We start from the raw sequence: 24,594 nt of genomic DNA, 5'->3' as shown, positions 1-24,594 counted from the left end.
TCAAGAGTGCGGCTCCCTCCATGAGAATTCATGGGGCTGTGGCCAGCGAATGGCCTCGACTGTCAACTCGGCGAATAAGGTCATCAGACCACAGATGCAAGTCAAGTTATGGTTTAAAACTGTTACACTGCTTCACGCCGGGGCCTATTCAACCGATTGAAAGCTAACAATATCAAAACAAATGGCTATTAAGCTTTTTTCTCATGACCCAGACTGGATCAAACAGGCCGAATTGCTGATTTTCGACCTGTCGCGCCTGCTCGGAGATAAAGCGTCGAGAATCGATCATGTCGGGTCCACTGCCGTTCCCGGACTTTCAGCCAAACCAAAACTCCACATCGACATTACGCTTCGCCCGGATATCGAACCGGTTTCGCTCTGCCCTCCGTTTTACCTTTTCGGCTACGCGAACCCCGGAATTGTTCGCCGGGAGGGCGAAATTCAGCTCACCAGACCGGCCGGCCGGAGAATGTTTCCATACCTGCCCTGCGGACGCCCAACACTTATGGCCCACAGGCTCTGCCTGTGCCGATCCGGGCGCACAGCATCAAGACACCGGCGTAATTTCAGAGATGCACTCAGGAGCGATCCGGTGACCGCTGCAAACTATCAGCAACTCAAGCAGGAGCTGGTAGCAAGGTTTGGTCCTGCAGAAGACTGGGAGCGCTACAACTCGGGAAAAACGTCATTCATCACGAATGTGCTCAGCCAGCTCCGCACTTGATCTGTGAACAATAAAAACGCCCGCAACCGGCGAGCCGGATGCGGGCGAACTGCACAGGGAGGGGACACTGTGCTGGAGGAAACTACCTCAAAAGCAACGTCGACTTTCGGCCACTTTGCAGTTCCTGCAGATAAAGCAGCTGCGCAACCAGATAACATTCGGACTGATCATCAAGGTTTGCCTTGCGGCCTCGTCCGTCCGTAAGAAGCCATGCGTTTCCGGGTTTGACGACATCGCACTCGATCGGCGCAGCCGGATCAAATCCGGCCTTTTCGATTAACTCCGGGCCAATGCGTGAATCGTCCTCGGCATCAAGACCTTTCATCTCGAGCCGTAATCCCCTGTAAGCACGGGACACCGCGAGCGTGGCGACGATGCCGGTGACGACACTGTCACCCTCCATAGCCGCGAACCGCAGGACACCGCCCTGCTGGGGTATCGAACTGCTCGAGCATGGTGTGTTCTGGACTTCGCCCAGAAGCTCCCATTCCGACCTGAGGGTCACGGTCGCAGGCTGTCGAAGCGCCGCCATCTCCTTCGCAAGCCGCTTTTCAGCAGCCCGTTTCGGATTCTTGGAGTGTTTTTCAGCAACGGCAGCCCGCGCGACGGCGACCGTTCCTCCGATCCGCAACCGTCTGAAAACGATGACGTCGCGCATCAGGTCTGTGCGCTCGACGCGCCACCCCGCATCAAGCCAGGAATTCTGGTGAACCAGACTGCCGCCTGAATTCGCCCACCACGTCCGGTGCTCCCGCGCACTTTTCGGCAGGCATGTACCTAGAATTTCTTCCAGTTCGTTGAGCTTGGGAGCCCACACGACATCTTCAAGACGGGACAGGTGTTCGCGTAAAGGATCGTATTTTGACATTTGCACAGCCTTTCCGATAGCAATGCAAACATACACCTATTACGCGCAGTGTCCAGCAAAAATACTGAGGGTATTTAACGGTAAAGTGAAATGGGTGAGCCAACCGAGGTTTGACCGTTAAACTTCCCGGGTTCGCTGGAATAAAGTTGTGCCACGATCACACCGGATCCGTCCTTAAGAACCACCTGGTTACCGTTCAGGTCCCACGCCGAGATCCCTGACAGAGTTGGCGTACTACAACCTCTGGTGTTAGCCCGGTAGCCGCCTGACCAGGTTGTCAGCGTCATGAAAGCCATGCAGTTGTCACCGGCTGAAGCGAGCTTCCAGCCACCCAGAAGATCCGTACGGCCGACTTGTTGTGCATTGCCCGGAGCCGAGACAGGATTGCTCGCCAGATCAGCAGGCGCTCCCGTGCCATCCGTCGTTGTTCCGACGGGCGGCGCGGCATTCGGATCAAGTGGTGCAAGCGTGCCTGCCCCGACCGGTGTTGTCGGCGTTGCCGGCAAAGGTGCCGCATAGTTCGGGCCTCCGGAAAGTCTCTGGCATCCCGCCGCCAGAACCACCATTCCCAAAACCAAAACCAGTTTTCCCGCGCGCATCATGACGAATCAATCCCTCACCATCGTCCTAATTGGAGGCATCTCTTAGCCTACAATTTGTATAAAATCCAAAACACTGCAAAATTGCGTGTACTTTCCCTGTCACGCAACATTCCACACAGATGATTTCCCCAACCCGTTTGACGGTTCGATCAAAAAATCTATCGCGGAGCGAATTTCCTGAAAGCTCTCGACACAGGCGCCGAATGTTTCCCCTTCGGCAGACGCGCCGACAATACTCCACCAATGGCTGGAGGTGGTAGATTTCCAAAGTGGCGGCAACGTGACGGGAGCCATTTCGGTGAGATAAATGACCCGGTCCGGAATGATGGCATGCGGCATCAGGAATATATCGACGGATTTGGGCGCAAGGCCGCTTGCATCAACTCCGCAGGCCGACAGCAGCCTATTCACGTGCCGGTTCAGGCAGACTGCAGGATTCGTGCCTGCGGAAAATGCCCTCATCAGACCCCTTGCCCTGAAATTCAGATAGGCTTCGGCCAACGGCCCCAGAAAGGCGTTGTCCGGACACAGAAACAGGACGGTTGTCTTTGTCACCAGCAATTCCCCAAATCGGCAGGCGAGAATCATTTCACCTTCTGCGCCTTCGCATAAACGGACGACGGGATGAGAATGTGACAAAGCCTGTGTCCAGATGATTTTCATGAGGATTTCGGGGCCGGCGGTATTTCTGCAAGGGTGATCCGGCAGCGTCGCTTCCAATCTTTTTCTCACAATCTTGCAATTCTGACCTATTTGAAATGGTGACACATTCAACAAGGACCCAAACATGCCGATTGCCATCTGGTGCATTCTCGCCGCCGCAATTCTTCCTGTTCTGTCGATTTTTCCTGCCAAGCTCAGCAAGGACTACGACAACGAGAACCCGAGAAATTCGGATTTTTGGCGTGACGGCTTCCGCGCCCGGGCGCAAGCAGCCCAGGTCAACGGGTTCGAGGCCTTTCCGTTTTTCGCGATTGCCGTTTTCGTTGCCATGAGCCAGGGCGCATCGCTCTACTGGATCGATCAGCTGGCGGTCCTGTTCGTTCTGTTGCGGCTGATCTACGTGTTCTGCTACTGGACGGATCGCGCCACACCGCGCTCAATCGCGTGGTTGGCATCCTTCATCACAATTGTGGCACTTTTCACAAGTTCACTGTGGAGTTGATCCGTCCCTAGACCGCAAATTAATTCAGGGAGCATTTGCACCACGCGGCCGATTTCGCTAACGATGCAGGTGAGTAGTACAGGTTACCGATGGGCAGAGGTGCATTGTGCGGACGACAGACCAGACGACAAACACCTTGCCGGCGCACCGTCAGGCAGCGTTGCAGCGGCAGGTAGCCGACCAGCATATCGTTGACGCACTGATAGCGGAACGCGGTAAACTCGTGATGGCGAGCCCCTGGTGGCCCTTCATCAAGCCGTTTGCCTATCGCATCCTGCGTTATCGTTCCGCCGTGGATATGGCCGATACCATTGCCCAGATGGAGGCGGTCGACGTTTTCGCCCGTCTGAGTGACATTCTCACGCTCAACGTCACGACCAAGGGGCTCGACCGCGTTCCAACCGAAGGTCCGGTTGTCCTCGTGTCCAACCACCCGACCGGCATTGCCGACGGCATCGTGCTGTACGACGCGATAAAATCGCGGCGCACCGACCTGGCGATCTTCGCGAACAGGGATGCGATTCGCATCAACCCGCGCCTCGCAGAGATGATCATTCCGGTCGAATGGCGCGCTGATTTCAAGAGCCGCGAAAAGTCCAAGGAGACGATAAAACTGGCGTCCTCCGCGTTTGCAACAGAACGTGTGGTGGTGCTGTTTCCTTCAGGACGCCTTGCCTACTGGCACCAGGGCAAGTTGACGGAACGGCCCTGGATGACATCAGCCCTGGCACTTGCGCGGAAAAACAAGGCGCCGATCATCCCGATGCATATGGGCGGACGAAACTCCGGTCTTTTCTATTTTCTTGCCCGTGTCTCGACCGAGTTGCGGGACATGACGGTCTTCAACGAGCTGCTCAACAAGCAGAACGCGAAATTCAACGTTCATTTCGGCAAACCGATCCGTCCCGACCGGTTGCAGGGCGACCTCACGGAACTCACCGAACAGATGCGCATCCACTGCGCCGAAACCCTGGCCGGCGACCCCGACGCCGAATTCTGATTGAATTTCCGGTCGATTGCGAAAATCATCCACAGGCCGGTTTGCCCTTCGCCAGCGAATAAGACATGGTGCGGAAGACTTTAGGGAAGCAGCCGCCTCATGCCAGTCTCGCCCGCTCTTGCCGCGGATGACTCAACACTCGTTCAACTCAGCGATCCGCCTTCGGTCCGTCCGGAGCCGAAACCGCTTGCCGTTCTGCAGAATGTGTTCGGGTACAGCAGCTTCCGCGGCAAACAGCAAGCCGTCATCGAAACCCTCATTGACGGCAGAGATGCCGTTGTCCTGTTTCCGACAGGAGCCGGGAAATCACTTTGCTTTCAGATCCCGGCCCTGTGCAGACGTGGTGTCGGAATTGTCGTCTCTCCGCTGATCGCCCTCATGAAGGATCAGGTCGGTGCCCTGTGCGCCGCCGGCGTCCGTGCAGCCGCGCTCAATTCGACCCTGTCAGGTGAAGATCAGGCTGCTTTGAGAGAAGAGTTGCGCCGCGGCGAAATCGACCTTCTCTACGTGACACCCGAGCGCCTAGGCAACGAGAGCTTCCGCAAGTTTCTGGATACGCTCGACATAGCACTCTTTGCGATCGACGAGGCGCATTGCGTCAGTCAGTGGGGGCACGATTTCCGCCCTGAATACATGTCGCTTTCATGCCTCGCCGAAAGATACCCCGGCGTCCCCAGGGTCGCCCTCACCGCGACCGCCGACCCGCATACGCAAGAGGACATCCTTTCCAGACTGAAACTGGAAGAGGCAAAGGTATTCGTTACAAGTTTCGACCGGCCCAACATCCGCTATGAAATCGTCGAACGATCGAACCAGCGCCAGCAATTGTTGGACTTCCTCGCAAAGCACAAGGGTGAAAGCGGCATCGTCTACTGCCTGTCACGTGCCAAGGTTGAAGATATCGCCGCGTGGCTGTCTGCCAAGGGAACGAGGGCATTGCCCTATCATGCCGGTTTGCCGGCAGACCAGCGGGCCGCCAACCAGGATGCCTTTCTCCTGGAAGAGGGCCTGTGCCTTGTCGCGACTGTTGCCTTTGGCATGGGGATCGACAAGCCGGATGTGCGCTATGTCGCGCATCTTGACCTGCCCTCCTCCGTCGAAGCCTACTATCAGGAAACGGGTCGGGCAGGACGCGACGGAGCGCCTTCAGAAGCCTTCATGGCCTACGGTATGGCTGATCTGGTGCAGCGGCGGCGCATGATCGCGGAAGGCGACGCTCCGGACGAGGTCAAGCGGGCGGAAAATACGAAGCTGAACGCGTTGCTGGGCATCTGCGAGACGGTAGGATGCCGCAGGCAGGCGCTTCTGGCTCATTTCGGGGAAACCTATCCGCAACCCTGCGGCAATTGCGATACTTGCCTCTCACCGGTTGAGACCTGGGACGGGACGGAGGCGACCCGAAAACTGATGTCCGCAATCTACCGCACGGGTCAGCGTTTCGGCACGGGACACGTGATTGACGTTCTGCTCGGCAAGTCCAATGAAAAGGTCACCCGGTTCGGACACGAAAACCTGTCTGTCTTCGGCATCGGCCAGGATCTGTCGCAAAAGACATGGCAATCGATCGCACGACAGTTGGTCGCGGCGGGCTTCGTTGATGTGGACCATGCCCAGTTCGGAGCGCTTGTGCTGACTGAAAGCGCGCGGCCGGTCTTGCGCGGAGACAAAACCATTGCCCTGCGCAAGGACAGAAGCGCTGCCGGACTGAAACAGACGCGTTCTTCAAGATCGGCATCCGTCGCGGACGAACTCGAGGACGAGGACAAGCTGCTTTTTCAGCGATTGCGGCGTCTCCGGACACAGATCGCACGGGATCAGAATGTTCCTCCATATGTCGTCTTTCCCGATGCGACGCTCGCCGGGATAGCGGCTGCCAGACCGGTCAGTGCCGACGCACTTTTGGGCATATCAGGCGTGGGTCAGTCCAAGCTGGAGAAATATGGCGAAGCTTTCATGGACCTGGTGGAAGCTTTCGAAGCCGGCGTATGATTTCGTTAACCTTAATCAATTCTTGAGATTTCAGCCCGCATTCTTCTCCGTAAAAGTTGTGTGCGGAGCTGATACATGCGGATTTGGATTGCCTGCCTGGCTGTTCTACAAACTTTGGTCTGCGGACAGATTGCGACGGTTTACGCGGCCGACCTGTTGAATGAAGGAATTCCAACCGCCGATGAATTGAGACTTCGGCCACAGACCTGGTCGGGCTTCAGCGGTGTCGCTTTTGCCGGTGGCGGAGTGGTCTCCGGCCGTGACGGTGTCGGATGGGACCTGACCATGCACTCCGGACTTCTTGGTGCCGCGGCCGGCTACGACACCCAGTTCGATCGGATCATCCTGGGTGGTCATCTGGAGGGATTTTTCTCGAACTTTCAAAAAACGACCGACAGCGGCAATGTCCGACAGTCCGCGGAATGGATCGCCTCCATCACCGGACGGCTCGGCTACGACGCCGGCCGGTTCATGCCATACCTTACGGGCGGCCTGGGTATTGCCAAATACAAGTTCGAACAGACCCGCCCCCGCGAGGTGATCGATGCTCTTGCGTATGACTATGCCGTTACCACACCCGATAGTTTTGCAGGAGGAACCGTGACCGACACCAGGATGCTTTACGGACCTGTTGTCGGAGCGGGTGTCGAAACCAGACTGACGGACAATCTGTTTCTGCGCCTCGACTACAAGCATTTTCATTTTCTCGACCGGGATTTCCGTTTTCAAAACGGACAGCCGTTCGAAGCCGGTGCAACGGCCGACATCGTTGATTTCGGCGTAGGTTTCCGCTTCTGAATAACGGGGACCTGATCCAACACCCCCGATGAACAAGCGAAACGCCGCAGATGGTTCTTGCCGTCGATCGGGTCGTTTTCGACACCGGTCACAAAACCCGCCAGCATACTGGCGGGCCATTTACATCCAGATATCGAAAGTCCTTTACGAACCTGCTTTGGGCAATCCCTTGTAAGCCTCGCCACCCCACACGGACTTTACTCTCGCATCGCGGCCGCAGGCCTTGCGATAACCCTTGTATGCCTCAGCCCGGGTAACATAGCCGAACCGCGTCAGCGTCCTGACATCGCTTTTGTAGTAAGCCTGATGGTAATCTTCTGCCGGCCAGAACACGGCCGCCCCCTCGACAGGCGTGACGACCTTTCCGCCAAGAGACTTGTTGGCCTTGTCGATTTCCGCTTTCGCCGCCTCGGCCTGTTTTTCATCCAGGGGATGAATGGCAGTGGAATAGCCAAAACCGCGATCACAGAACTGGCCGCCTGCGTCTGTTACGTCAACCGTGCGCAGAAAAATACCTACAAGGTCGCCATAACTGATCTTGGTCTCGTCGAAGTCAACCTGGACAACTTCCCTGTGTCCGCCGCGCTCATAGTTCTTGTAAGTCGGGTTTTGTGTCTTGCCGCCGGCATAACCGGACACGACGTCACGGACGCCAGGCAGTTTTTCAAGATCCGATTCAACACACCAGAAACAGCCTCCGGCAAATACGGCTGTTTCCGCCTGTGCCGGTGCAAATGGTGCAGCAACGGAAAGAGCGGCTACGAGAGAAAGCGGTAGAAGTCGCATCATGACAGTCCTCCATGAGTTGCCGGTAGAGGTAACGCATCCGTGCGCCAAGGCAACTCAACTCCATTTCCCTGCCTCGCACATCCGTGTGAGCAGATCGTGACCTGTCCGGCTCCGGTCAGGTGTCCCACTCGGTCGCCGCATCCTCGAACCCGGGCAATTGCGGATGGACCACGCAGAAACGATGCCCGCTGTTGGCCTGCATCACCGTCCAGCGATCCAACTTGCTGACAATCGTTGCGCCAAGCGTTTCGAGCCGCTCGACCTCCCTGTCGGGATTGTCTGCTTCGATATCCAGGTGAACGCGTGGTGCGTGTTCGACCAGTTGCAACAAGATGCCGATTTCACCCTCCTTGCCATAGAGGCGGCGATAACGCGGACTTTTCGGTTTCTCCTCTACGGTTCTGCCGAGAGCACCCGCCCAGAATGCGGCATGGTCGTCAATATTTCCTCCCTGGCAATCGATCACCAGATCTCCCAAGCGACTCTTGTGCATGCAATCCTCCAACAAATTTCATGAGAACAAATATCGAACAAAACGAGGCGAGCCGCAAGACCCGCCTCGCTCCCTTCGCGTCTTTTCGGGTCAAGCCGGCTCGGTTGCCGAGCGGTCGTTCGATTTTTCGTGGCCGGACCAATCGATCTTCTGGGTGACGAACATTGTGATCGCCAGCGCGACGAACCCTATGACAGACCCGATCAGCAGCGCGTAGTCCTGTTCGCGCATCAAGGCAAACAGGACACCGAAGATGCTTGCGAGAACCGCGAGCATCACAAGACCCGCTGTGCGGCTTTTCAGCGAGGTACCGACATAGACGGCATTGAGAACGGTCGCCGCGCCTGCGGCAGTCAGATACGCCAGCGCATAACCGACATGTTCGGCGAATGCGAGCAGCATGACATAGAAAATAATCAGGGAAAGGCCGACCAGTGCATACTGGATCCAGTGAAAGCGCCAGCCGGACCGCATCTCCAGAACAAAGACGGCAAGGAAAGTCAGACTGATAAACCCGATCGCGTATTTCAGCGATCTGGAAATCGTCTGGTAGAAATTGACCGGTTCCACGAACTTGACACCCAGGAGCTTGTCCTGAAGTGGTATATTGCCGGTTTCCAGCATCTTCGGAATGCCGCGGGCGAGATAGGGAATGGTCCAGGCGGCGTCAAAACCGCTATCGGTAATGGTTCGCGTTTCGGGTAAAAACGCGCCAGTGAATCCGGGGTGCGGCCAATCGGATTGGAGCGCCACCTTGGTAGTCTGTCCCGCCGGAGCAAAATAGATTGCAGTCGAACCGTTGAGCTGCAGGGGGATATCAAAGGCAAAACCCCTTTGCCAGGTTCCGGGTGGCACGGAAGCATTGATCCCCGATGCCTTGAAGGAGCGGTAAGCATCCCGGTCGCTCGTCATCTTCAAGGGACCGGATCCCGGCTCGAACGGAATGGATCGTTTCCCGTCGAGCCCGAGAGCGATCTCACTCTTGAGCGCCCGAACGTCCCCGATACCGATGACCAGAACCGCCTTGTCCGCGGCAACGTCGATCGTGCCACCATGCTTCGGTTCGAACATATCGTCTGCAGTTGCGGAAAACGCTCCGCTCAGATTGACCCGGCCGTTGTAAACCGGAAGCGCATAAATGGATTTCCTGCGTTCTTCAACGGTGATGTCGCCTGATACATTCAGACGCTGCGGGAAGAGCACGGCTGTCCGGCGCACTGTTTCGGTCTTCAATTTGTCGCTCGGCCCGGTGGTGTAGGTCTCCGTGAACGGGATCACCAGATAGGGACCGTTGATCTCCTGGGTCCCGCCCCAGGATCTGGCGATGTCTCGTGCGACTTCGGTTGCCCTGTGCGAACGTTCTTCAACCAGCACCCAGACAAAAACACTGGGAACGAGAAGCAGGAAGGTGAGCAGACCGATCAGGACGAATTTTACCGCGGGTGAGTTCAGGAAAGTCAAAAACCTGGGCGCACTGGATCGCTGCGTTGCCTCAGGACCATCCGGCGCATTGTGGCTTAGTTCGTCAGTCATCAAAAATCCCTCTGCCAAGCGGGTGCGAAACGGAAACGGCACCCGTCAATCGACGAGACCCTCGCATTGCACTTGGGAGATTACCGGGCGAAACCGGGCAGGGACTTCTGGGATTTTGTGCAAATTCCGTGCAGGCGCCAGAGAAACGAGAAGATACTCAATCGGGTCTTGAATTGTCGTTTAACGAGACATCGAAAGACGCACATTTGTTACCCCGGTTCTGCGAAACTGAGACCGGGCTTCGTCTTGGCGCACCACTTCAAGCCGGAATGACAAGCTGAACCACCAATACGCAAAAGGCCGCCCGGAGGACGGCCTTCGCAAATTGTATGGGAACCAACCGAAACTCAAACCCGGCGTTCCACCATCATTTTCTTGATCTCGGCGATCGCCTTGGCCGGGTTGAGCCCCTTCGGGCAGGCCTCCGAACAGTTCATGATGGTGTGACAGCGGTAGAGGCGGAAAGGGTCTTCCAGATTGTCCAGACGCTCACCCGTCGCCTCGTCACGGCTGTCGATCAGCCAGCGATAGGCCTGAAGCAAGATCGCCGGGCCGAGATACCGGTCTCCGTTCCACCAGTAGCTCGGGCACGAAGTGGAGCAGCAGGCGCAGAGGATGCATTCGTAAAGACCATCCAGTTTGACGCGGTCATCGTGGGACTGGAGCCATTCCTTTTCCGGTGCAGGAGAAACGGTTTTGAGCCAGGGTTCGATGGATCGGTGCTGGGCATAGAAGCGGGTCAGATCCGGCACCAGATCCTTGACAACTGCCATATGCGGCAGCGGGTAGATCTTGACAACGTCGCCGGCGATCTCGTCCATGCCCTTGGTACAGGCCAGGGTGTTGGTGCCGTCGATATTCATGGCGCAGGAGCCGCAGATGCCCTCGCGGCATGAACGCCGGAACGTCAGCGTCGGGTCGACCTTGTCCTTGATGTAGATAAGCCCGTCCAGCACCATCGGACCACAGTCGTCGGCATCGATGAAATAGGTATCGACCCGCGGATTTCGTCCATCGTCCGGGTTCCAGCGGTAGATCCGGTATTCGCGCAGGTTGGTTGCCCCTTCCGGCTTGTCCCATACCTTGCCTTCCGTCACCGTGGAGTTCCGGGGAAGCGTCAGCTGAACCATCTCGTTACTGCTCCGCGTTGGGCCCTCAATTCGCGTCAAGGCGCATTCGGGCCGGTAATTCTTCTCGCTCAGCCCTTGAGTTCGAAGATCATGTTGTCATCTGTCCGGCCCGTTACCTCATAGCCGCGGCTTGCCAGTTCGGGCAGGCAATCCTCGGACCAGTAGGGCCGGCAATTCGTCTCAAGAAGGATCACGCGGGGCCATTGCTGTCTGTCCGCGTGTCTGAGGAACGGCAGCACCACCCGGTCCTCAAAACCTTCCACGTCAACTTTCAGGATATCAATCGCCGTAACGCCATGCTGGTCGGTAATCGCCGTCAGGGGCCGAACCTTCACATAGGTCGGCTCCCAGTTTCCCGCCCACTCGCCTGTGGTCAGGTCCTTGACGAAGGTAGCGAACCCGCAATTGCTCGGCTCGAGCCAGAGCGGCAGCGTGTCTTCCTGGGCCCCGACCGCAGAATGGACAACCGTAACGTTGTCCAGATCATTGGCCGTGACATTGAAGCTCAGCTTGTGTGCCGTCTGCGGATTGGCCTCGATCGCCAGCACACTTGCCCCGCGTCTTGCCGCAAAGACCGAATAGGAGCCAATGTTGGCACCAACATCGACGAAGACCGTTCCCTCTCCCAGATGCGGTTCGAGCAATTCATGCTCCGCGCGCTCCGGCAATCTGCCCTTGGCGAGCATCTTGCGGTCGTCATAGTTTTCGCCTGGATAGATCCGGAACTTGAGACCCTCAGCCTCCAGATCGTATGGACCCTTGAAAATGTGCGCAACGAAGGCGCGGATGCGCTTGCGCAACCCGCGGGAAAGGTCGTGACGGTCGGCAAGGCGCCAGGCGGCACGGACCATGCGTTCGGCAGGATAGGTGCCAAACGGGCTTCTGGTGTCCAGTTCTGTTGCGGCCTGGCTCACGAACCGGTCTCCCTAGTAGACACGCGCTTTCGGCGCGATCTTTTTCGGGTCGATGCCGCCTTCCTCGAAGGTGGTCAGCGGGTCGGTCACGACCGGACGGTAGTCAAGTTTCACATCGCCCGCCTCGTTGACCCAGGCAAGCGTGTGCTTGCGCCAGTTCTCATCGTCACGGCCTGAGAACGGACCATCCTTGTAGTCCTCGCGTGCATGGGCACCGCGGCTTTCCTTGCGGGCTTCCGCGCCATAGACGGTGGTGATCGCGTTTGCCATCAGGTTTTCCAGTTCCAGCGTTTCCACCAGATCGGAATTCCAGATCAGCGAGCGGTCGGACACCTTGAGATCCTTCATTTCACCCCAGATCGCGCTAAGCCGCTGGCAACCGGCTTCAAGGCTTTCCTGGGTGCGGAACACGGCAGCGTCTTCCTGCATCGCGTGCTGCATCTTGTCCCGCAATTTTGCTGTCGGGATCGAGCCGCTGGCATTCCGCAGCGTGTCAAACCGATCCATGATCTTTTCACAGGAGGCTTCGCTGGGGGCGGGGGTCGCCTCCTTCGGGTCGACCACTTCTCCAGCCTTGATCGCGGCTGCACGGCCAAACACCACCAGATCGATGAGGGAGTTCGATCCAAGACGGTTTGCGCCGTGAACCGACGCGCAACCGGCTTCGCCGACCGCCATCAGGCCTTCCTGAATGCGGTCGGGGTTCTTGCCGTCGGCGTTGAGAACCTCTCCCCAGTAGTTGGTCGGCACACCGCCCATGTTGTAGTGAACCGTCGGCAGCACCGGGATCGGGTCCCTGGTCACGTCGACACCTGCGAAAATACGGGCACTTTCGGAAATGCCCGGCAAGCGCTCCGCCAGCAAGGCAGGGTCCAGGTGATCAAGATGCAGGAAGATATGGTCACCCTTTTTGCCGACGCCGCGGTTTTCACGGATTTCCATGGTCATGCAGCGCGAAACGACATCGCGGGATGCAAGATCCTTGGCCGAAGGAGCGTAGCGTTCCATGAAACGCTCGCCTTCGGAATTGACCAGATAGCCACCCTCCCCGCGCGCACCTTCCGTAATAAGGCAACCTGAACCGTAAATGCCGGTCGGATGGAACTGGACAAATTCCATATCCTGAAGCGGCAGGCCGGCACGGGCGACCATGCCTCCACCGTCACCGGTGCAGGTGTGCGCCGACGTTGCGGAGAAATAGGCGCGGCCATAGCCACCTGTTGCCAGAACCACCATCTTGGCGGCAAAGCGGTGCATGGTGCCGTCATCAAGGTTCCATGCGATCACACCCTGGCAGACGCCATCGTCGGACATGATCAGGTCGAGCGCGAAATACTCAATGTAGAATTCGGCGTTGTGTCGCAGGGACTGGCCGTAGAGCGTGTGCAAGATTGCGTGACCGGTCCGGTCGGCTGCCGCGCAGGTGCGCTGAACGGGGGGTCCTTCGCCGTAATTTTGCATATGGCCACCGAACGGGCGCTGGTAGATCTTGCCTTCCTCTGTGCGCGAAAACGGAACGCCGTAGTGTTCCAGCTCATAGACTGCCTTCGGTGCCTCCCGGGCAAGATATTCCATGGCGTCGGTGTCGCCGAGCCAGTCCGACCCCTTCACGGTGTCGTACATGTGCCATTCCCAGCAGTCCGGCGTCATGTTGGTCAAAGAGGCTGCAATTCCGCCCTGGGCCGCCACTGTGTGAGATCGCGTCGGAAAGACCTTGGTGATGCAGGCCGTGCGCAATCCCTGCTCCGCCATGCCGAGTGTCGCGCGCAGGCCGGCGCCACCCGCACCGATAACAACCACGTCATAGGTGTGGTCGACAAATTCATACGTTTTGGCCATGCGGGTTAGCCTCCAAAGCCAATCTTGAGCACTGCGAAGATGCAGCCGAAACCGATAAAGGCGCAGAAAAAGGTGTTTGCCATCAGCGTCAGAAACTTGAGGCCTTCACCATGGATGTAATCCTCGATGATCACCTGCATGCCAAGCTTCATGTGATAAACGCCGGACAGGATCACCAGAAGAAGGATGATCGAAACGAGCGGGTTCCGGAGTGTCTCAACGACATCGCCATGGGTGGACCCCTGCATCGCGATCACCAGGATCACGAAGAATGAAATCAGGAACACATTGGCGACGGCCGTCACACGCTGTTTCCAGAAGTGATCCGTCCCTTCCTTGGCTGAACCGAGGCCGCGAACCTTGTTGAGGGGGGTGCGCATATCCGTCATGACACTCTCCTTATCGAACCATATAGCCGATGATCCAAAGGATCAGCGTGAGAGAAACGGAACCGATGATGGTGGCTTTTGCCAGCCACTCGCGGGCTTCCTTGCCGAACCCGGCACCCATGTCCCAGATGAAATGACGCAACCCGCCGAGCATGTGATGCACCAGCGCCCAGGTAAAGCCGAACAGGATCAGCCTGCCGAGAATCGAGCCGTAGATCTCGTTGACGAAATCAAAATAGGAGGGACCTGCGGCGGCGGCGATCAGCCACCACGCCAGCAGGATTGTTCCGAAATAGAGCGCTGCTCCGGTGATACGGTGCAGGATGGACATGACCATCGTCAGAATGGGCTTGTAGATCTGAAGATGGGGCGATAGCGGGCGGTTGCCTCGCAAATCGGCGTTCGACATGGAATTCCTCTCCCGTACGACGCAACCTCACGTTTACGCAAACGTAAGGAAATCAGAGCGTTATATAGAACGGTTCTAGCGCCAAGAAGGCGTCGCGTCAAAACATCAAAAAGGTGAATCTGAGACGTCACTTTCCCCAACGGTGCACTTAAATCGTTAAAAACCGCGAAAACTCTTGTCGCAGTGCACAACATCAAAGAACTTTCCAGACGATCAAATTTGGGTAACTCTCTCGTACGTCACCGCAATTCCGGTGATCTTGTCCGGATTTCCGGCCTGATTTGGAGGCAAGTAGAATGAAAAAAGCGATTGCTGAATTTGTCGGTACCTTCACCCTCGTGCTCTTTGGTTGCGGCGCGGCTGTCATCGCGGGAATGGGTACCGGTGCGACTTCAATTGACGTACTTGGAATTGCGTTTGCATTTGGACTTTCCATTGTCGCAATGGCTTACGGCATCGGAATGATCTCGGGATGTCACATCAATCCGGCTGTCAGCCTCGGGGTCCATCTGGCTGGACGCATGTCCGCCGGAGAGATGGTCACCTACTGGATCGCCCAGGTACTCGGAGCCCTTGCAGGGGCCGCGGTCCTGGCCATCATCCTGAGCGGCAAGGCCAGCGGCTGGGACGGCGGCCTTGGCCAGAATGGCTGGGGGGCCGGATATCTTGGCGAATACAACTTGCTGTCCGCGCTTGTCTTTGAGGTTGTCGCGACCTTTCTGTTTCTTGTCTGCATTCTTGGCGTTACGCAGAAAGGCGCACCGTCCCATCTCGCCGGACTGGCCATCGGCCTGACGCTGGTCGTCATTCACATTGTCGGTATCAACGTCACCGGCGTATCGGTGAACCCGGCGCGATCCCTCGGCCCCGCAATCATAGGCGCGGGAAGCAATCCCGGAGCGCTGGCCCAGGTCTGGCTGTTTATCGTCGCCCCCCTCATCGGCGGAGCTGCGGCGGGAATTCTGTTCAAGACCGGCCTGCTTTCAGCCGAATCGGAAGACTGACCACCGTCCCTGCGAATTGGCAGCCGGAAGCTGTTCCGGCTGCCAGCCAGTCCCAGGCCCCACCTATCCGAAAACGGACCAACCGGTGCGTTTTGCGAACATTTCCATTGCCTCGGTTCCCAGCTTGGAGTTGCCGTAGCGGTTGAGGCCCGGCGACCAGACGGCAATCGATGCCCGGCCGGGTGCGATCACCAGTATTCCACCCCCAACGCCACTCTTGCCGGGAAGCCCCACGCGAAATGCGAAGTCGCCCGAACCGTCATAGTGACCGCAGGTCATCATCATCGCGTTGATGCGACGCCGCCGCAGTGCCGCAACCAGCGGCGGCATATTTGCTGATTCGATCAGAAACCGGCCTGCCATGGCCAGTTGCCGGCAACTCATTTCAATGCCGCACTGGTGACAATAGGTCCCCAGAACCTTGTCGACGGATGACCGCAGGTTGCCGCAAGAAGCCAGATAATGCGCAAGGGAGAAATTCCGGTGCCCGGTGGTCAACTCCGATTGCGCAACTTTTTCATTGATGTGGATGCTGTCATCGTCGGCGGCCGCACGGATGAATCCCAGCAATTCACCAAGCGCTTCGCGGGGATTGGACCCGGCAAGGTAGGTATCCGTCGTCACGAGGGCACCAGCATTGATGAAGGGATTGCGCGGTATCCCGTCTTCACGCTCCAGCAGGAGGATTGAATCGAAGGAAAGACCGGAAGGTTCCCGACCGACGCGATACCAAAGCTGATCTCCGACGCGGCCAAGTGCAAGAGCAAGTGCGAACACTTTTGAAACGGACTGGATGGAAAACGGAACTTCAGCGTCACCCGCTGTCAGGAGGCGGCCGTCCTCAAACGCGACGGCTATTCCGAACTGGTCGGGATTCACGCCGGCCAGTTCAGGGATGTAGGTTGCGACCTCACCCTTGTCCGGACTGGCTTCAGCAACTTTGGCGATTTCAGACAGCAGTTCCTGCATGGGCCCCTCCGGTCAGCCTCGATCCTGAAAACGCCGACCCGCGGCCCGCAGTTCGTCAGATAGCTGCGCCGGATGCAAGTTTCTTGTAAAGATGCAGCATGAAAATGGTCGCGAATATCGGCGTGACAAGGTTCAGGATCGGCACCGCCAGAAGACAGGCAATGACAAGGCCGCCGAGGAAAACCGTCCCTCCACGCGCCTTTCGGAAAGCTCTTGCTTCGGCTGGCGGCATGTACCGCATGGCCGCGAACTCGAAGAATTCACGACCGAGAAGGTAACCGTTGACCACGAAAAACGCGACGAGATTGATACCCGGCACCAAGAGCAACAGCAGCGCGAACAGGTTGCCGAGAATGACAACGCCGGTGAACTTGATTGTCTGCGCCAGGGATTTGGAGAGAGGCAGGGCATTGCCGGGGCGATCCCCGGGATAATCCTTCACGTCGACAATGTCGGCAATGTCGTCCTGAAAGAGGCCTGCCAGCAGTGCCGAGATCGGCGCGATCAGAAAACCGAGTACAAAGACAGCACCGATACCGGTCAGGATGGAAATCGACCATTCCGTCCAGCTGATCCATGCGCTGCCGTCCCCCCACTCGTTTGCAGCAACACCCAGGAAATGCCCGACGATTCCCTGCAGTGCGATCCAGATCATGATCAGGATTGCCAGCGTAAAACCCAGCATTTTCCAGAAAATCGCCCGGAATTGTTGTTCGAATACCTCGGACATGGCGCGGGAAGCGGCTTGAAACATGAAACCCCTGTGAGAATAGACACTGCTGGATGGGAGATAGGAGATGAACCGATTGATCGCAAGGTTGCCAGGGACCGCATCCCCGACATTCACCGACCGTTACCGCCCGACATTTCCGTTCCGAGATCCGGCCTTTAGCTCTGCTCGCGTTCGACAAGCTCGAGAACGGTCCTGGCAACATAGAGGTCCTGGACGGACAAGCCTGAACTGTCAAAGATGGTGATCTCATCGTCGTCAGTCCGCCCGGGTGCGCGACCACACAACACGTCTCCAATCGCGGCAAGGTGCAAGTTTTCAGCTGCATGCTGGAACTCTCCGATGCTCCGCGATTGACCGGGCAGGTCGCAAAAGAGGCTGGCATTTTCGAACAATCCCGGAGGGAGTTCCTGCTTGCCGGAAGTGTCTGACCCCATTGATGCGACATGTGATCCGGGCTTTACCCAGTCCGCCTCAAACAACGGTTCGCAAGAGGGAGTTGCAGTAACGACAATATCCGCCCGGCGACAAGCTTCCTCGGCCGAGCAAACGGATGCTTCCAGTCCTCCCCGCCGGAGGCCGTCTGCAAATCTCGCCCCTTTTTCCCGGTTTCTTGCAACGACAAGAACATGCGTGATCCCGCGTATGCGCGACAAGGCCTGAACCTCGAACCCGGCCTGATGGCCTGCTCCAAATATCGCGAGGGTTGATGCATCTTTCCTCGCCAGAATATCGGCAGCAACGGCGTCGACTGCCGCGGTGCGAAAAGCATTTAGGTGCCCAGCCTCGACCGCCGCGCCGATGCGTCCGGTATCCTGGTCAAACAAGAAGATAATCGAGTTGTGCCGCGGAACACCCTGTCTGTCATTGCCCGGCCAATAGGATCCGACCTTTAGACCCGCAATCTCGGCAACTGCGCAGGACTTGATTGCATAGACGTTGTTCGGGTCACTGCCATGACCAATCACGACCGGAAAGGTTGCCGTCTCGCGATCGGCGGCGGCTATGAGCGCGTTTCGAACGGCTTCGTATGCCATTTCATGTGTGGCCAACCGGGAGGACACTTCTTCCGGGACGTATTTCATGATCTTTTCCTCACCAGCCGCTGAACCGTTGCCAGGTTTTCAATGACACGCCCGAACCTGCGGGCAGGACGTTGTAGACGCCAAAGTTGCCGGCGGTCGCGCAGGCATGCACCGGCAATATTCTGAGCAATGCACCAACGGGCAGTTCCGGCAGTGCAGAATTGCTCCCGGGCCGCACGGAAACAATTCCATGTTCCTGATTGGCCTTGACCACGATCAGATCGGAATAGGGTTTTCCGGAAGCGTCACACACCAGCCCCAATCCCTGATCGACCCGCTGCCGGGAAGTTCCCTTGTCCTGCGACAGCGCCATCCAGCCTGCGTCCGTGATGATCCAGCCCTTTTCGCGTTGATGTCCGACAACGGTGGTCAGGACAGACAGTGCAATATCATCGATCGTGCAAACGCCGATGCCAGCCTGGAAAAGGTCGAAGAATACATAGACGCCGGCGCGGACTTCGGTGACGCCGGTGAGGTCTTGCGCTGCATGCGCCGTCGGCGTCGACCCGACACTGACGACCGGGCACGGCAAACCTGCCGATCTTAGGGTTTCAGCTGCAAGAACGGCTGCTCGCCGCTCCCTTTCGGCAAAATCTGAATGTGCCACATGACCACTCACTTCATAGCTTTCACCAGCATGTGTCAGAACGCCCCGGAGTTCGGCAGCTCCCTCATCAAGGATACGGCCCACCTCCACAAGCACCGGGTCGCCTGGATCAATTCCGCTTCTATGGCCATCACAATCGAGTTCGATCAAGGCCGGAATGGATTTGCCGGCTTGCCGAGAAGCCTCTGACACAGCCCTTGCCTGCTCCGCGCTGTCGAGAATGACTGAAAGATCACAGCCCTTTTCACGAATCTCAGCCACACGCCTCAGTTTTTGCGGGGTAATTCCGACGGCGTAGACAATGTCCCTGACACCGGCGGCGGCAAACACCTCGGCCTCGGCCAACGTGGATACCGTTGCCGGTCCCGTTCCTCCCGCGAGCAGCACTTTGGCAACATCAACGGATTTTGCCGTTTTAAGATGAGGCCGCAGCAGCGCTCCCTTACCGGAAACGTGAGTTTCGAGCCTTTGGATGTTTCTCCGCATTCGGCTCTCGTCCAAAAGAAGAGCGGGTGTTTGAAGGTCGGACAACGGGCCGTGTTCCATCTTGAGTGATTTCCTCGCGGGACAGGTGGAGGACACCAGAATACAATTTCAATACCCATAGTTTCCATTAATCATTTCTTTATTTTATGATAAGCTGCCACTTAATGCTGGAAACCAAAGATCTTCGTTTCTTTTCAGTTGTTGCCGCGTCCAGTTCCCTGGCTGCGGCGGCCCGGGCCCTTGATGTCACGCCACCTGCCGTGTCCCAGCGCCTTGCACAAATCGAGACGCGAATAGGCCTGCAGCTTGTTGAGCGCGGTCGCGGTCGTCTCACATTGACGACAATCGGCGATGCGCTGGCTCAACGCGCTGAGATTGTGCTCGATGAAATCGAAAACATAAACGAAGAGATCCTTGCCCATAGAGACAGGATCTCCGGGCCTCTGCACGTGATCGCGCCTTTCGGTTTCGGTCGAGCGCATGTTGCACCCGTGCTGTCACAATTGGTGCAAGACCACCCGGACGTTTCCCTGAATCTCACATTGAGTGATGCACCCTATCGGGAAATCGCCTCAAGTAACTGGGACCTTCTCATCCATGTGGGTCAGTTGAGAGACTCGTCGCATATTCAGCGAAAGCTGGCATCGAACCGGCGGTTTCTGGTCGCCTCGCCGGCGTATCTGGAAAAATGGGGAACACCCGCACATCCCGGAGATCTTTCCTCGCATAGATGCGGAGTGGTTCGAGAAGATTTGGCAGACGTGACCATGTGGAGTTTTTCCGAGGTTGACGGGCCGGAGCATTCCATTCGGATTCATCCGGTTTTTGCCAGCAACGACGGTGGAGTGATCAAGTCCTGGGCACTCGATGACCTGGGAATCATCCAGAGATCGGAGTGGAATGTTGCAAGAGAAATTGGCCAGGGCCAGCTTGTCCAGCTGTTGCCGGACTTCCGGCTGCCAAATGCCGACATCGTCGCCCTTCTCAGCCCCAGAACCCTTCGGACTGCCCGCGTAGATCACGCCTTGAAACGCCTTGTCGACGCTTATTCATCGCCTCCCTGGAACGCGCCTGCGAGCAATGAGAGTTAAAACCGCGTGCGCGCCTTCAGCGCCTGGGCGAGCGTGCCCTCGTCGAGGTAATCGAGTTCGCCGCCGACCGGAACACCGTGGGCCAGCTTGGTGACATTCACACCAAGTGGTGACAGCTGATCCATGATGTAATGGGCCGTCGTCTGGCCTTCGACCGTTGCGCTGATCGCCAGGATGACTTCACTGAAATCCCCGGAACCGCAGCGATCGACCAGCGCGGTCAGGTTGAGGTCTTCCGGGCCAACACCGTCGAGCGGGGACAGCGTACCGCCAAGCACATGATAACGTGCCTTGACGGCACCGGCGCGTTCCAGCGCCCAGAGGTCGGCAACATCCTCCACGACAACAAGCACGGAGCTGTCACGCTTTGGATCGGCGCAGATCGTGCAAGGATCGGACGTGTCCACGGTGCCACATATTGAGCAAATACCTATTTCGCTGACCGCGACACCCATGGCATCTGCCAGCGGAACCAGCAACTGCTCCTTCTTCTTGATCAGATGAAGAGCCGCACGACGGGCTGAGCGCGGGCCAAGACCGGGCAGCTTCGTCAGAAGCTGGATCAACCGCTCGATTTCCGGTCCCGCTACACTCTTTTGCACCATCAACTGCCTCCCCAAACGGTTGTCAGAATGGAAGCTTCATGCCTGCAGGAAGCCCAAGCCCACCCATCAGTTCCTGGGTTTTTTCCTGGATTGCCATCTCGATCTTCGCGCGAGCGTCGGTATGGGCGGCCATGATCAGGTCTTCAAGGATTTCGCCTTCATCCTCTTTCAGGAGCGACGGGTCGATCTTGAGGCCTTTCAGGTCGCTTTTACCGTTGAGCGTGACCCTGACAAGGCCGGCACCCGCGACACCTTCTGCCTCGATCTCGACGATCTGTTCCTGCAGCGAGCCCATCTGCTCCTGCATTTCCTTGGCCTGCTTCATCATCTTGAGGAAGTCCATGGGATCTCTCCTTGAGTAACCGGTTGCGCCGGATCGATATCTTTCATCTGGGGATAGCGTTTAGAAGAACAATAGGGGAATTACCACCCCTGTTCCCATTGTGCCCCAGCCCGCTACGGCTTTTTGAAACAGAGAAAAAATATCCTGGCGATAAAATAGAGACCCAGACAAAAGAAGCCGCAGACAATTCCGAGAACAATCAGGAATTTCGTGAAATCTTCAATTCCGCTTTTGGAGATTGCAAACATTGCAAGGAAGCAGGTTATTCCTGTCACGAAAAACAGGATAATGTTCCGCTTTATTTTTTCCTCTCTCGCTATTTCTGAGCTGGCGCTGCGGCTCTCGTCAATCGTCTTCATCGTCGCCCAACGCTTCGTTCAGCAGAGGATCCGCCACCATCGGATCGGACATCGCAGCCTCGTCTTCCTCCGTCACCTGTACCTTGACGTCAACTACCCGGGCGCCCGGAAACTGCGCAAGCAAGGCGGCGACGGTCGGGTGGGACTTGGCATCGGACAAAAGTTGCTGCTGGTTGGCTTCCTGCTCCTCATGGATCGTTGGACGGCCGTGCTCGCGCGATACGACGACAAACCATCTTTGTCCGGTCCATTCCAGCAGTTTGCGGCCGAATTCGCCTGCGATATCGGCAGGGGCATCGTCCGTTGGCTGGATCTCGATCTTGCCGGGTTCAAACTTTACCAGCCGCATTTGCCGCTGGATCGCGACCTTCATCGGGATATCGCGTTTTTCCGAAGCCAGCGCCACACAATCGTGAAGGGTCTTGAGGGAATAGGCTGGCTGTTGGGGAGCCTCCTCCCGAGGCATGGCGTCGGGCGCCACCTGCTGATCGGGCATGCCCCCCTGAATTGTTGCGAGCTGTGGCCTGACGGCGCCCTGCATTGCAGGTCCATTGCCTTCGGTTCCGGGAGACTGACCGGCGGAAGAGCGCGGCATCCCGACCGCCATCGCCTGGGCACCACCGCCGGACGAACCTGTTGTGGTGTTAGCGTCACCGGATTGGGCTGGTCCGCTTGCGAAGGGGTTCCGGCCGTCTTTGACCTGCGCCAGCAAATCACCCGGATCGGGTAGATCCGCCGCATAGGCGAGGCGCACCAAAACCATATCGGCAGCTGCCAGCGGCTTGGAAGAGGCCTGTACCTCCTGAACACCCTTCAGCAGGATCTGCCAGGCCCTGGACAAAAGACGGATCGAGATTGCATCGGCGAATTCCCGTCCACGTGCTCTTTCCGCCTCGGTGACAGACGCTTCGTCTGCCGATTTCGGTGCCACCTTCATCCGGGTCACAAGGTGGGTGAAGTCGGCAAGGTCCGTCAGAACAATCGCCGGATCGGCGCCCACCTCATACTGAGCCTGAAGTTCCGCAAGCGCGTCTTCGATTCGCCCTGCCATCAGATGTCCGAACAGATCGATCACCCGCGCCCTGTCGGCAAGACCGAGCATCTGCCGAAGGTCATCGGCTTCGATCGCACCGGTTCCATGCGCCATCGCCTGATCGAGCAACGACAGCGAATCGCGTGCAGAGCCTTCACCCGCCCTGGCGATCAGCAACAGGGCGTCATCGGAAATCGCAATGCCTTCGGCATGCGAAATACGGCGCAGCAATCCGATCAGTTTCGACTGTTCGATCCGCCTGAGGTCGAACCTTTGACAGCGCGACAGCACCGTAATCGGAACTTTCCGGATTTCGGTTGTTGCAAAGATAAACTTCACATGCTCCGGCGGCTCTTCCAGCGTCTTCAAGAGACCATTGAAGGCGGCGTTCGAAAGCATATGCACTTCGTCGATGATATAGACCTTGTATCGCGCCGTTGCCGGGCGATAGCGTGCGGCATCGATGATTTCTCGAATGTCGCTGATGCCGGTATGAGACGCCGCGTCCATCTCGATGACATCGACATGGCGGCCTTCCATGATCGCCTTGCAGTGCGCCCCTTCCCGGTCAAGCCTGACCGTGGGTCTGTCGGCTTCACCCGGAACTTCATAATTGAGGCCACGTGCCAGGATCCGGGCGGTTGTCGTCTTTCCGACCCCGCGCACACCGGTCAGCATCCAAGCCTGTGCAATGCGACCCGTTTCGAAGGCATTTTCCAGCGTCTGGACCATCGGCTCCTGGCCGACCAGGTCTTCGAAGGTTTTCGGCCGGTATTTGCGCGCCAGAACGCGGTACGCGCCGTCCAGGCCCTGTGCGCCGGATTCAGTATTGCCTGTCGTGCCCGGCGCCGGCGCGCCTTCATTCGGAAAACCTGACTCATCCATGAGCCGCACCATACCGACTTTTTCGAAAATGGGGACGGGCTTTTGAAAGTTTTTCTGTGAACTCTGGAAGGGTCTATGCGTTCGTCGGCCCAACTGTCCCGCTGATTTCAAACCTGTCGGGCAACAGGAACATCTGTCTGGCATTTTCGCTGGAGACACGCTCCTTCGAGTACCAGGCGTCCATAAGAGAGCGCGAGAAAAGGTCCGGGTTCCTTTCCAGAAACTCATCGAAATTCGCGTGCGGGGTAACTTCCATGCGTTCAGCCAGCAATCCAAGAAAGACGAGTGTTACCGTCGTGTTGAATTTGCCGCTCGCGCCTGCCTTTGTGGCAATCTCCTTCAACGCGCTGCCATAGCGCGCGGCCGCCTCGAGAAAGTCGTATCTTTGAAGCATCTGGCAAGCGACACCGATGTGATCACGGTGTGTGAAGGACCTCGCGTCCAGGATGCGCGCCTCGAACAGATCAGTCAGGTCGCCGTAGTTTCCCGGTTCAGCTTTCATCTGTCCGATCCTTTAGTTTGTGACTGTCCGAGGCGCCCAGATCGAGGTCGTAAACGCTTTTCAGCTGTTCGATCTTGCGGAGCGTTTCTTCGGTAAACGGCGGTTTGTTTTCAAAGCAATGCAGCGCCAGGCCTTCAATCAGATCGCCCAACGACATGTCCAGATGCTCTGCGAGGCCTTTGAGAACCTTCAAAAGCCGCTTCTCGAGACGGACACCGGTCTGGATACGTTCAACGGATTTGTTCATGATTGT

General features: G+C 57.4%; 28 protein-coding genes. 8 read left to right on the top strand and 20 right to left on the bottom strand.

Annotation, left to right across the window (positions count from 1 at the left end; translation table 11 throughout):
* Positions 1–181 precede the first annotated feature (181 nt).
* Entirely contained in the window at positions 182–724 is a 543-nt protein-coding gene (locus tag ACO6TI_RS08530; RefSeq protein ID WP_055119232.1) for a GrpB family protein, read from the top strand.
* An 82-nt stretch (positions 725–806) separates the two neighbouring features.
* On the opposite strand, the gene ACO6TI_RS08525 is transcribed toward ACO6TI_RS08530, so the two are convergent.
* The 3 genes from ACO6TI_RS08525 to ACO6TI_RS08515 form a co-directional block, all read right to left on the bottom strand.
* A complete protein-coding gene (locus tag ACO6TI_RS08525) occupies positions 807–1,592 on the bottom strand; it encodes a DUF7662 domain-containing protein (RefSeq protein ID WP_055119230.1) in 786 nt (261 codons plus the stop codon).
* 74 nt (positions 1,593–1,666) lie between these two features.
* Entirely contained in the window at positions 1,667–2,194 is a 528-nt protein-coding gene (locus tag ACO6TI_RS08520; protein WP_055119228.1) for a protease inhibitor Inh/omp19 family protein, read from the bottom strand.
* Between the two features lie 99 nt (positions 2,195–2,293).
* Entirely contained in the window at positions 2,294–2,749 is a 456-nt protein-coding gene (locus tag ACO6TI_RS08515) for a low molecular weight phosphatase family protein (protein WP_209004489.1), read from the bottom strand.
* 232 nt (positions 2,750–2,981) lie between these two features.
* Here ACO6TI_RS08515 and ACO6TI_RS08510 point away from each other — a divergent pair, with 232 nt between their 5' ends.
* The 4 genes from ACO6TI_RS08510 (at position 2,982) to ACO6TI_RS08495 (ending at position 7,146) form a co-directional block, all read left to right on the top strand.
* Positions 2,982–3,359 carry an MAPEG family protein gene (locus tag ACO6TI_RS08510; protein WP_422384755.1) on the top strand — a complete coding sequence of 126 codons (378 nt, stop codon included), beginning with the start codon at positions 2,982–2,984 and terminating at the stop codon, positions 3,357–3,359.
* A 106-nt stretch (positions 3,360–3,465) separates the two neighbouring features.
* Positions 3,466–4,359 carry a GNAT family N-acetyltransferase gene (locus tag ACO6TI_RS08505; RefSeq protein ID WP_055119224.1) on the top strand — a complete coding sequence of 298 codons (894 nt, stop codon included), beginning with the start codon at positions 3,466–3,468 and terminating at the stop codon, positions 4,357–4,359.
* Positions 4,360–4,458: 99 nt separating this feature from the next.
* A complete protein-coding gene (gene recQ, locus ACO6TI_RS08500; protein WP_422384754.1) occupies positions 4,459–6,348 on the top strand; it encodes a DNA helicase RecQ in 1,890 nt (629 codons plus the stop codon).
* Between the two features lie 75 nt (positions 6,349–6,423).
* On the top strand, positions 6,424–7,146 hold the full coding sequence (locus ACO6TI_RS08495; RefSeq protein ID WP_196878176.1) for an outer membrane beta-barrel protein: 723 nt from the start codon (positions 6,424–6,426) through the stop codon (positions 7,144–7,146).
* A gap of 144 nt (positions 7,147–7,290) precedes the next feature.
* Here ACO6TI_RS08495 and msrA read toward each other — a convergent pair whose 3' ends face one another.
* The 8 genes from msrA to sdhC form a co-directional block, all read right to left on the bottom strand.
* Positions 7,291–7,935 (bottom strand): peptide-methionine (S)-S-oxide reductase MsrA, encoded by a 645-nt coding sequence (msrA, locus tag ACO6TI_RS08490; protein WP_055119216.1) that lies wholly within the window; start codon positions 7,933–7,935, stop codon positions 7,291–7,293.
* Positions 7,936–8,050: 115 nt separating this feature from the next.
* Positions 8,051–8,428: a VOC family protein gene (locus ACO6TI_RS08485; RefSeq protein WP_422384753.1), complete on the bottom strand. Its 378-nt coding sequence runs from the start codon at positions 8,426–8,428 to the stop codon at positions 8,051–8,053.
* A 90-nt stretch (positions 8,429–8,518) separates the two neighbouring features.
* Positions 8,519–9,961, bottom strand: coding sequence for a cell envelope integrity protein CreD (gene creD, locus ACO6TI_RS08480; RefSeq protein ID WP_422384752.1), 1,443 nt, complete (start codon positions 9,959–9,961; stop codon positions 8,519–8,521).
* 347 nt (positions 9,962–10,308) lie between these two features.
* A complete protein-coding gene (locus ACO6TI_RS08475) occupies positions 10,309–11,091 on the bottom strand; it encodes a succinate dehydrogenase iron-sulfur subunit (protein ID WP_029064184.1) in 783 nt (260 codons plus the stop codon).
* Between the two features lie 68 nt (positions 11,092–11,159).
* The gene (locus tag ACO6TI_RS08470; protein WP_422384751.1) at positions 11,160–12,005 is read right to left on the bottom strand and encodes an FkbM family methyltransferase; all 846 of its coding nucleotides are present in this window, start codon (positions 12,003–12,005) and stop codon (positions 11,160–11,162) included.
* Between the two features lie 12 nt (positions 12,006–12,017).
* A complete protein-coding gene (gene sdhA, locus ACO6TI_RS08465) occupies positions 12,018–13,844 on the bottom strand; it encodes a succinate dehydrogenase flavoprotein subunit (RefSeq protein ID WP_422384750.1) in 1,827 nt (608 codons plus the stop codon).
* 5 nt (positions 13,845–13,849) lie between these two features.
* Entirely contained in the window at positions 13,850–14,233 is a 384-nt protein-coding gene (sdhD, locus tag ACO6TI_RS08460; RefSeq protein WP_029064181.1) for a succinate dehydrogenase, hydrophobic membrane anchor protein, read from the bottom strand.
* 10 nt (positions 14,234–14,243) lie between these two features.
* Positions 14,244–14,642, bottom strand: a complete 399-nt coding sequence (sdhC, locus tag ACO6TI_RS08455) for a succinate dehydrogenase, cytochrome b556 subunit (protein WP_029064180.1) — start codon at positions 14,640–14,642, stop codon at positions 14,244–14,246.
* 296 nt (positions 14,643–14,938) lie between these two features.
* Here sdhC and ACO6TI_RS08450 point away from each other — a divergent pair, with 296 nt between their 5' ends.
* Entirely contained in the window at positions 14,939–15,646 is a 708-nt protein-coding gene (locus tag ACO6TI_RS08450; RefSeq protein ID WP_055119207.1) for an aquaporin, read from the top strand.
* Between the two features lie 63 nt (positions 15,647–15,709).
* On the opposite strand, the gene ACO6TI_RS08445 is transcribed toward ACO6TI_RS08450, so the two are convergent.
* From ACO6TI_RS08445 to ACO6TI_RS08430, 4 genes are all read right to left on the bottom strand, one after another.
* Complete coding sequence (locus ACO6TI_RS08445; RefSeq protein WP_104701395.1) at positions 15,710–16,615, bottom strand: glutaminase; 906 nt, start codon at positions 16,613–16,615, stop codon at positions 15,710–15,712.
* 55 nt (positions 16,616–16,670) lie between these two features.
* Entirely contained in the window at positions 16,671–17,369 is a 699-nt protein-coding gene (locus ACO6TI_RS08440; RefSeq protein ID WP_422384749.1) for a sulfate transporter family protein, read from the bottom strand.
* Between the two features lie 134 nt (positions 17,370–17,503).
* On the bottom strand, positions 17,504–18,430 hold the full coding sequence (locus ACO6TI_RS08435; RefSeq protein WP_422384748.1) for an ornithine cyclodeaminase family protein: 927 nt from the start codon (positions 18,428–18,430) through the stop codon (positions 17,504–17,506).
* 10 nt (positions 18,431–18,440) lie between these two features.
* Positions 18,441–19,523 (bottom strand): alanine racemase, encoded by a 1,083-nt coding sequence (locus ACO6TI_RS08430; RefSeq protein ID WP_422384747.1) that lies wholly within the window; start codon positions 19,521–19,523, stop codon positions 18,441–18,443.
* Positions 19,524–19,687: 164 nt separating this feature from the next.
* Between ACO6TI_RS08430 and ACO6TI_RS08425 the strand changes: the two genes are divergently transcribed.
* Positions 19,688–20,614, top strand: coding sequence for a LysR substrate-binding domain-containing protein (locus ACO6TI_RS08425; RefSeq protein WP_196878170.1), 927 nt, complete (start codon positions 19,688–19,690; stop codon positions 20,612–20,614).
* Here ACO6TI_RS08425 and recR read toward each other — a convergent pair.
* Both recR and ACO6TI_RS08415 read right to left on the bottom strand, forming a co-directional pair.
* Complete coding sequence (gene recR / locus ACO6TI_RS08420) at positions 20,611–21,216, bottom strand: recombination mediator RecR (protein ID WP_173937262.1); 606 nt, start codon at positions 21,214–21,216, stop codon at positions 20,611–20,613. The two genes, ACO6TI_RS08425 and recR, sit on opposite strands and share 4 nt — an antisense overlap.
* A gap of 25 nt (positions 21,217–21,241) precedes the next feature.
* Positions 21,242–21,562: a YbaB/EbfC family nucleoid-associated protein gene (locus ACO6TI_RS08415; protein ID WP_029064172.1), complete on the bottom strand. Its 321-nt coding sequence runs from the start codon at positions 21,560–21,562 to the stop codon at positions 21,242–21,244.
* Between the two features lie 11 nt (positions 21,563–21,573).
* On the opposite strand from ACO6TI_RS08415, the gene ACO6TI_RS08410 reads away from it, so the two are divergent.
* Complete coding sequence (locus ACO6TI_RS08410; protein WP_158705297.1) at positions 21,574–21,888, top strand: hypothetical protein; 315 nt, start codon at positions 21,574–21,576, stop codon at positions 21,886–21,888.
* 19 nt (positions 21,889–21,907) lie between these two features.
* Here ACO6TI_RS08410 and ACO6TI_RS08405 read toward each other — a convergent pair whose 3' ends face one another.
* From ACO6TI_RS08405 to ACO6TI_RS08395, 3 genes are all read right to left on the bottom strand, one after another.
* Positions 21,908–23,839, bottom strand: coding sequence for a DNA polymerase III subunit gamma/tau (locus ACO6TI_RS08405; RefSeq protein ID WP_422384746.1), 1,932 nt, complete (start codon positions 23,837–23,839; stop codon positions 21,908–21,910).
* A 73-nt stretch (positions 23,840–23,912) separates the two neighbouring features.
* Positions 23,913–24,341, bottom strand: a complete 429-nt coding sequence (locus tag ACO6TI_RS08400) for a hypothetical protein (RefSeq protein WP_422384745.1) — start codon at positions 24,339–24,341, stop codon at positions 23,913–23,915.
* Positions 24,331–24,588: a hypothetical protein gene (locus ACO6TI_RS08395; RefSeq protein WP_029064169.1), complete on the bottom strand. Its 258-nt coding sequence runs from the start codon at positions 24,586–24,588 to the stop codon at positions 24,331–24,333. Before ACO6TI_RS08395 ends, ACO6TI_RS08400 begins: the two co-directional genes overlap by 11 nt.
* Between the last annotated feature and the right edge of the window lie 6 nt (positions 24,589–24,594).

This window comes from Roseibium album (assembly GCF_965233825.1).
Classification (GTDB): domain Bacteria; phylum Pseudomonadota; class Alphaproteobacteria; order Rhizobiales; family Stappiaceae; genus Roseibium; species Roseibium album.
This window is presented reverse-complemented; position numbering and strand designations above follow the sequence as displayed.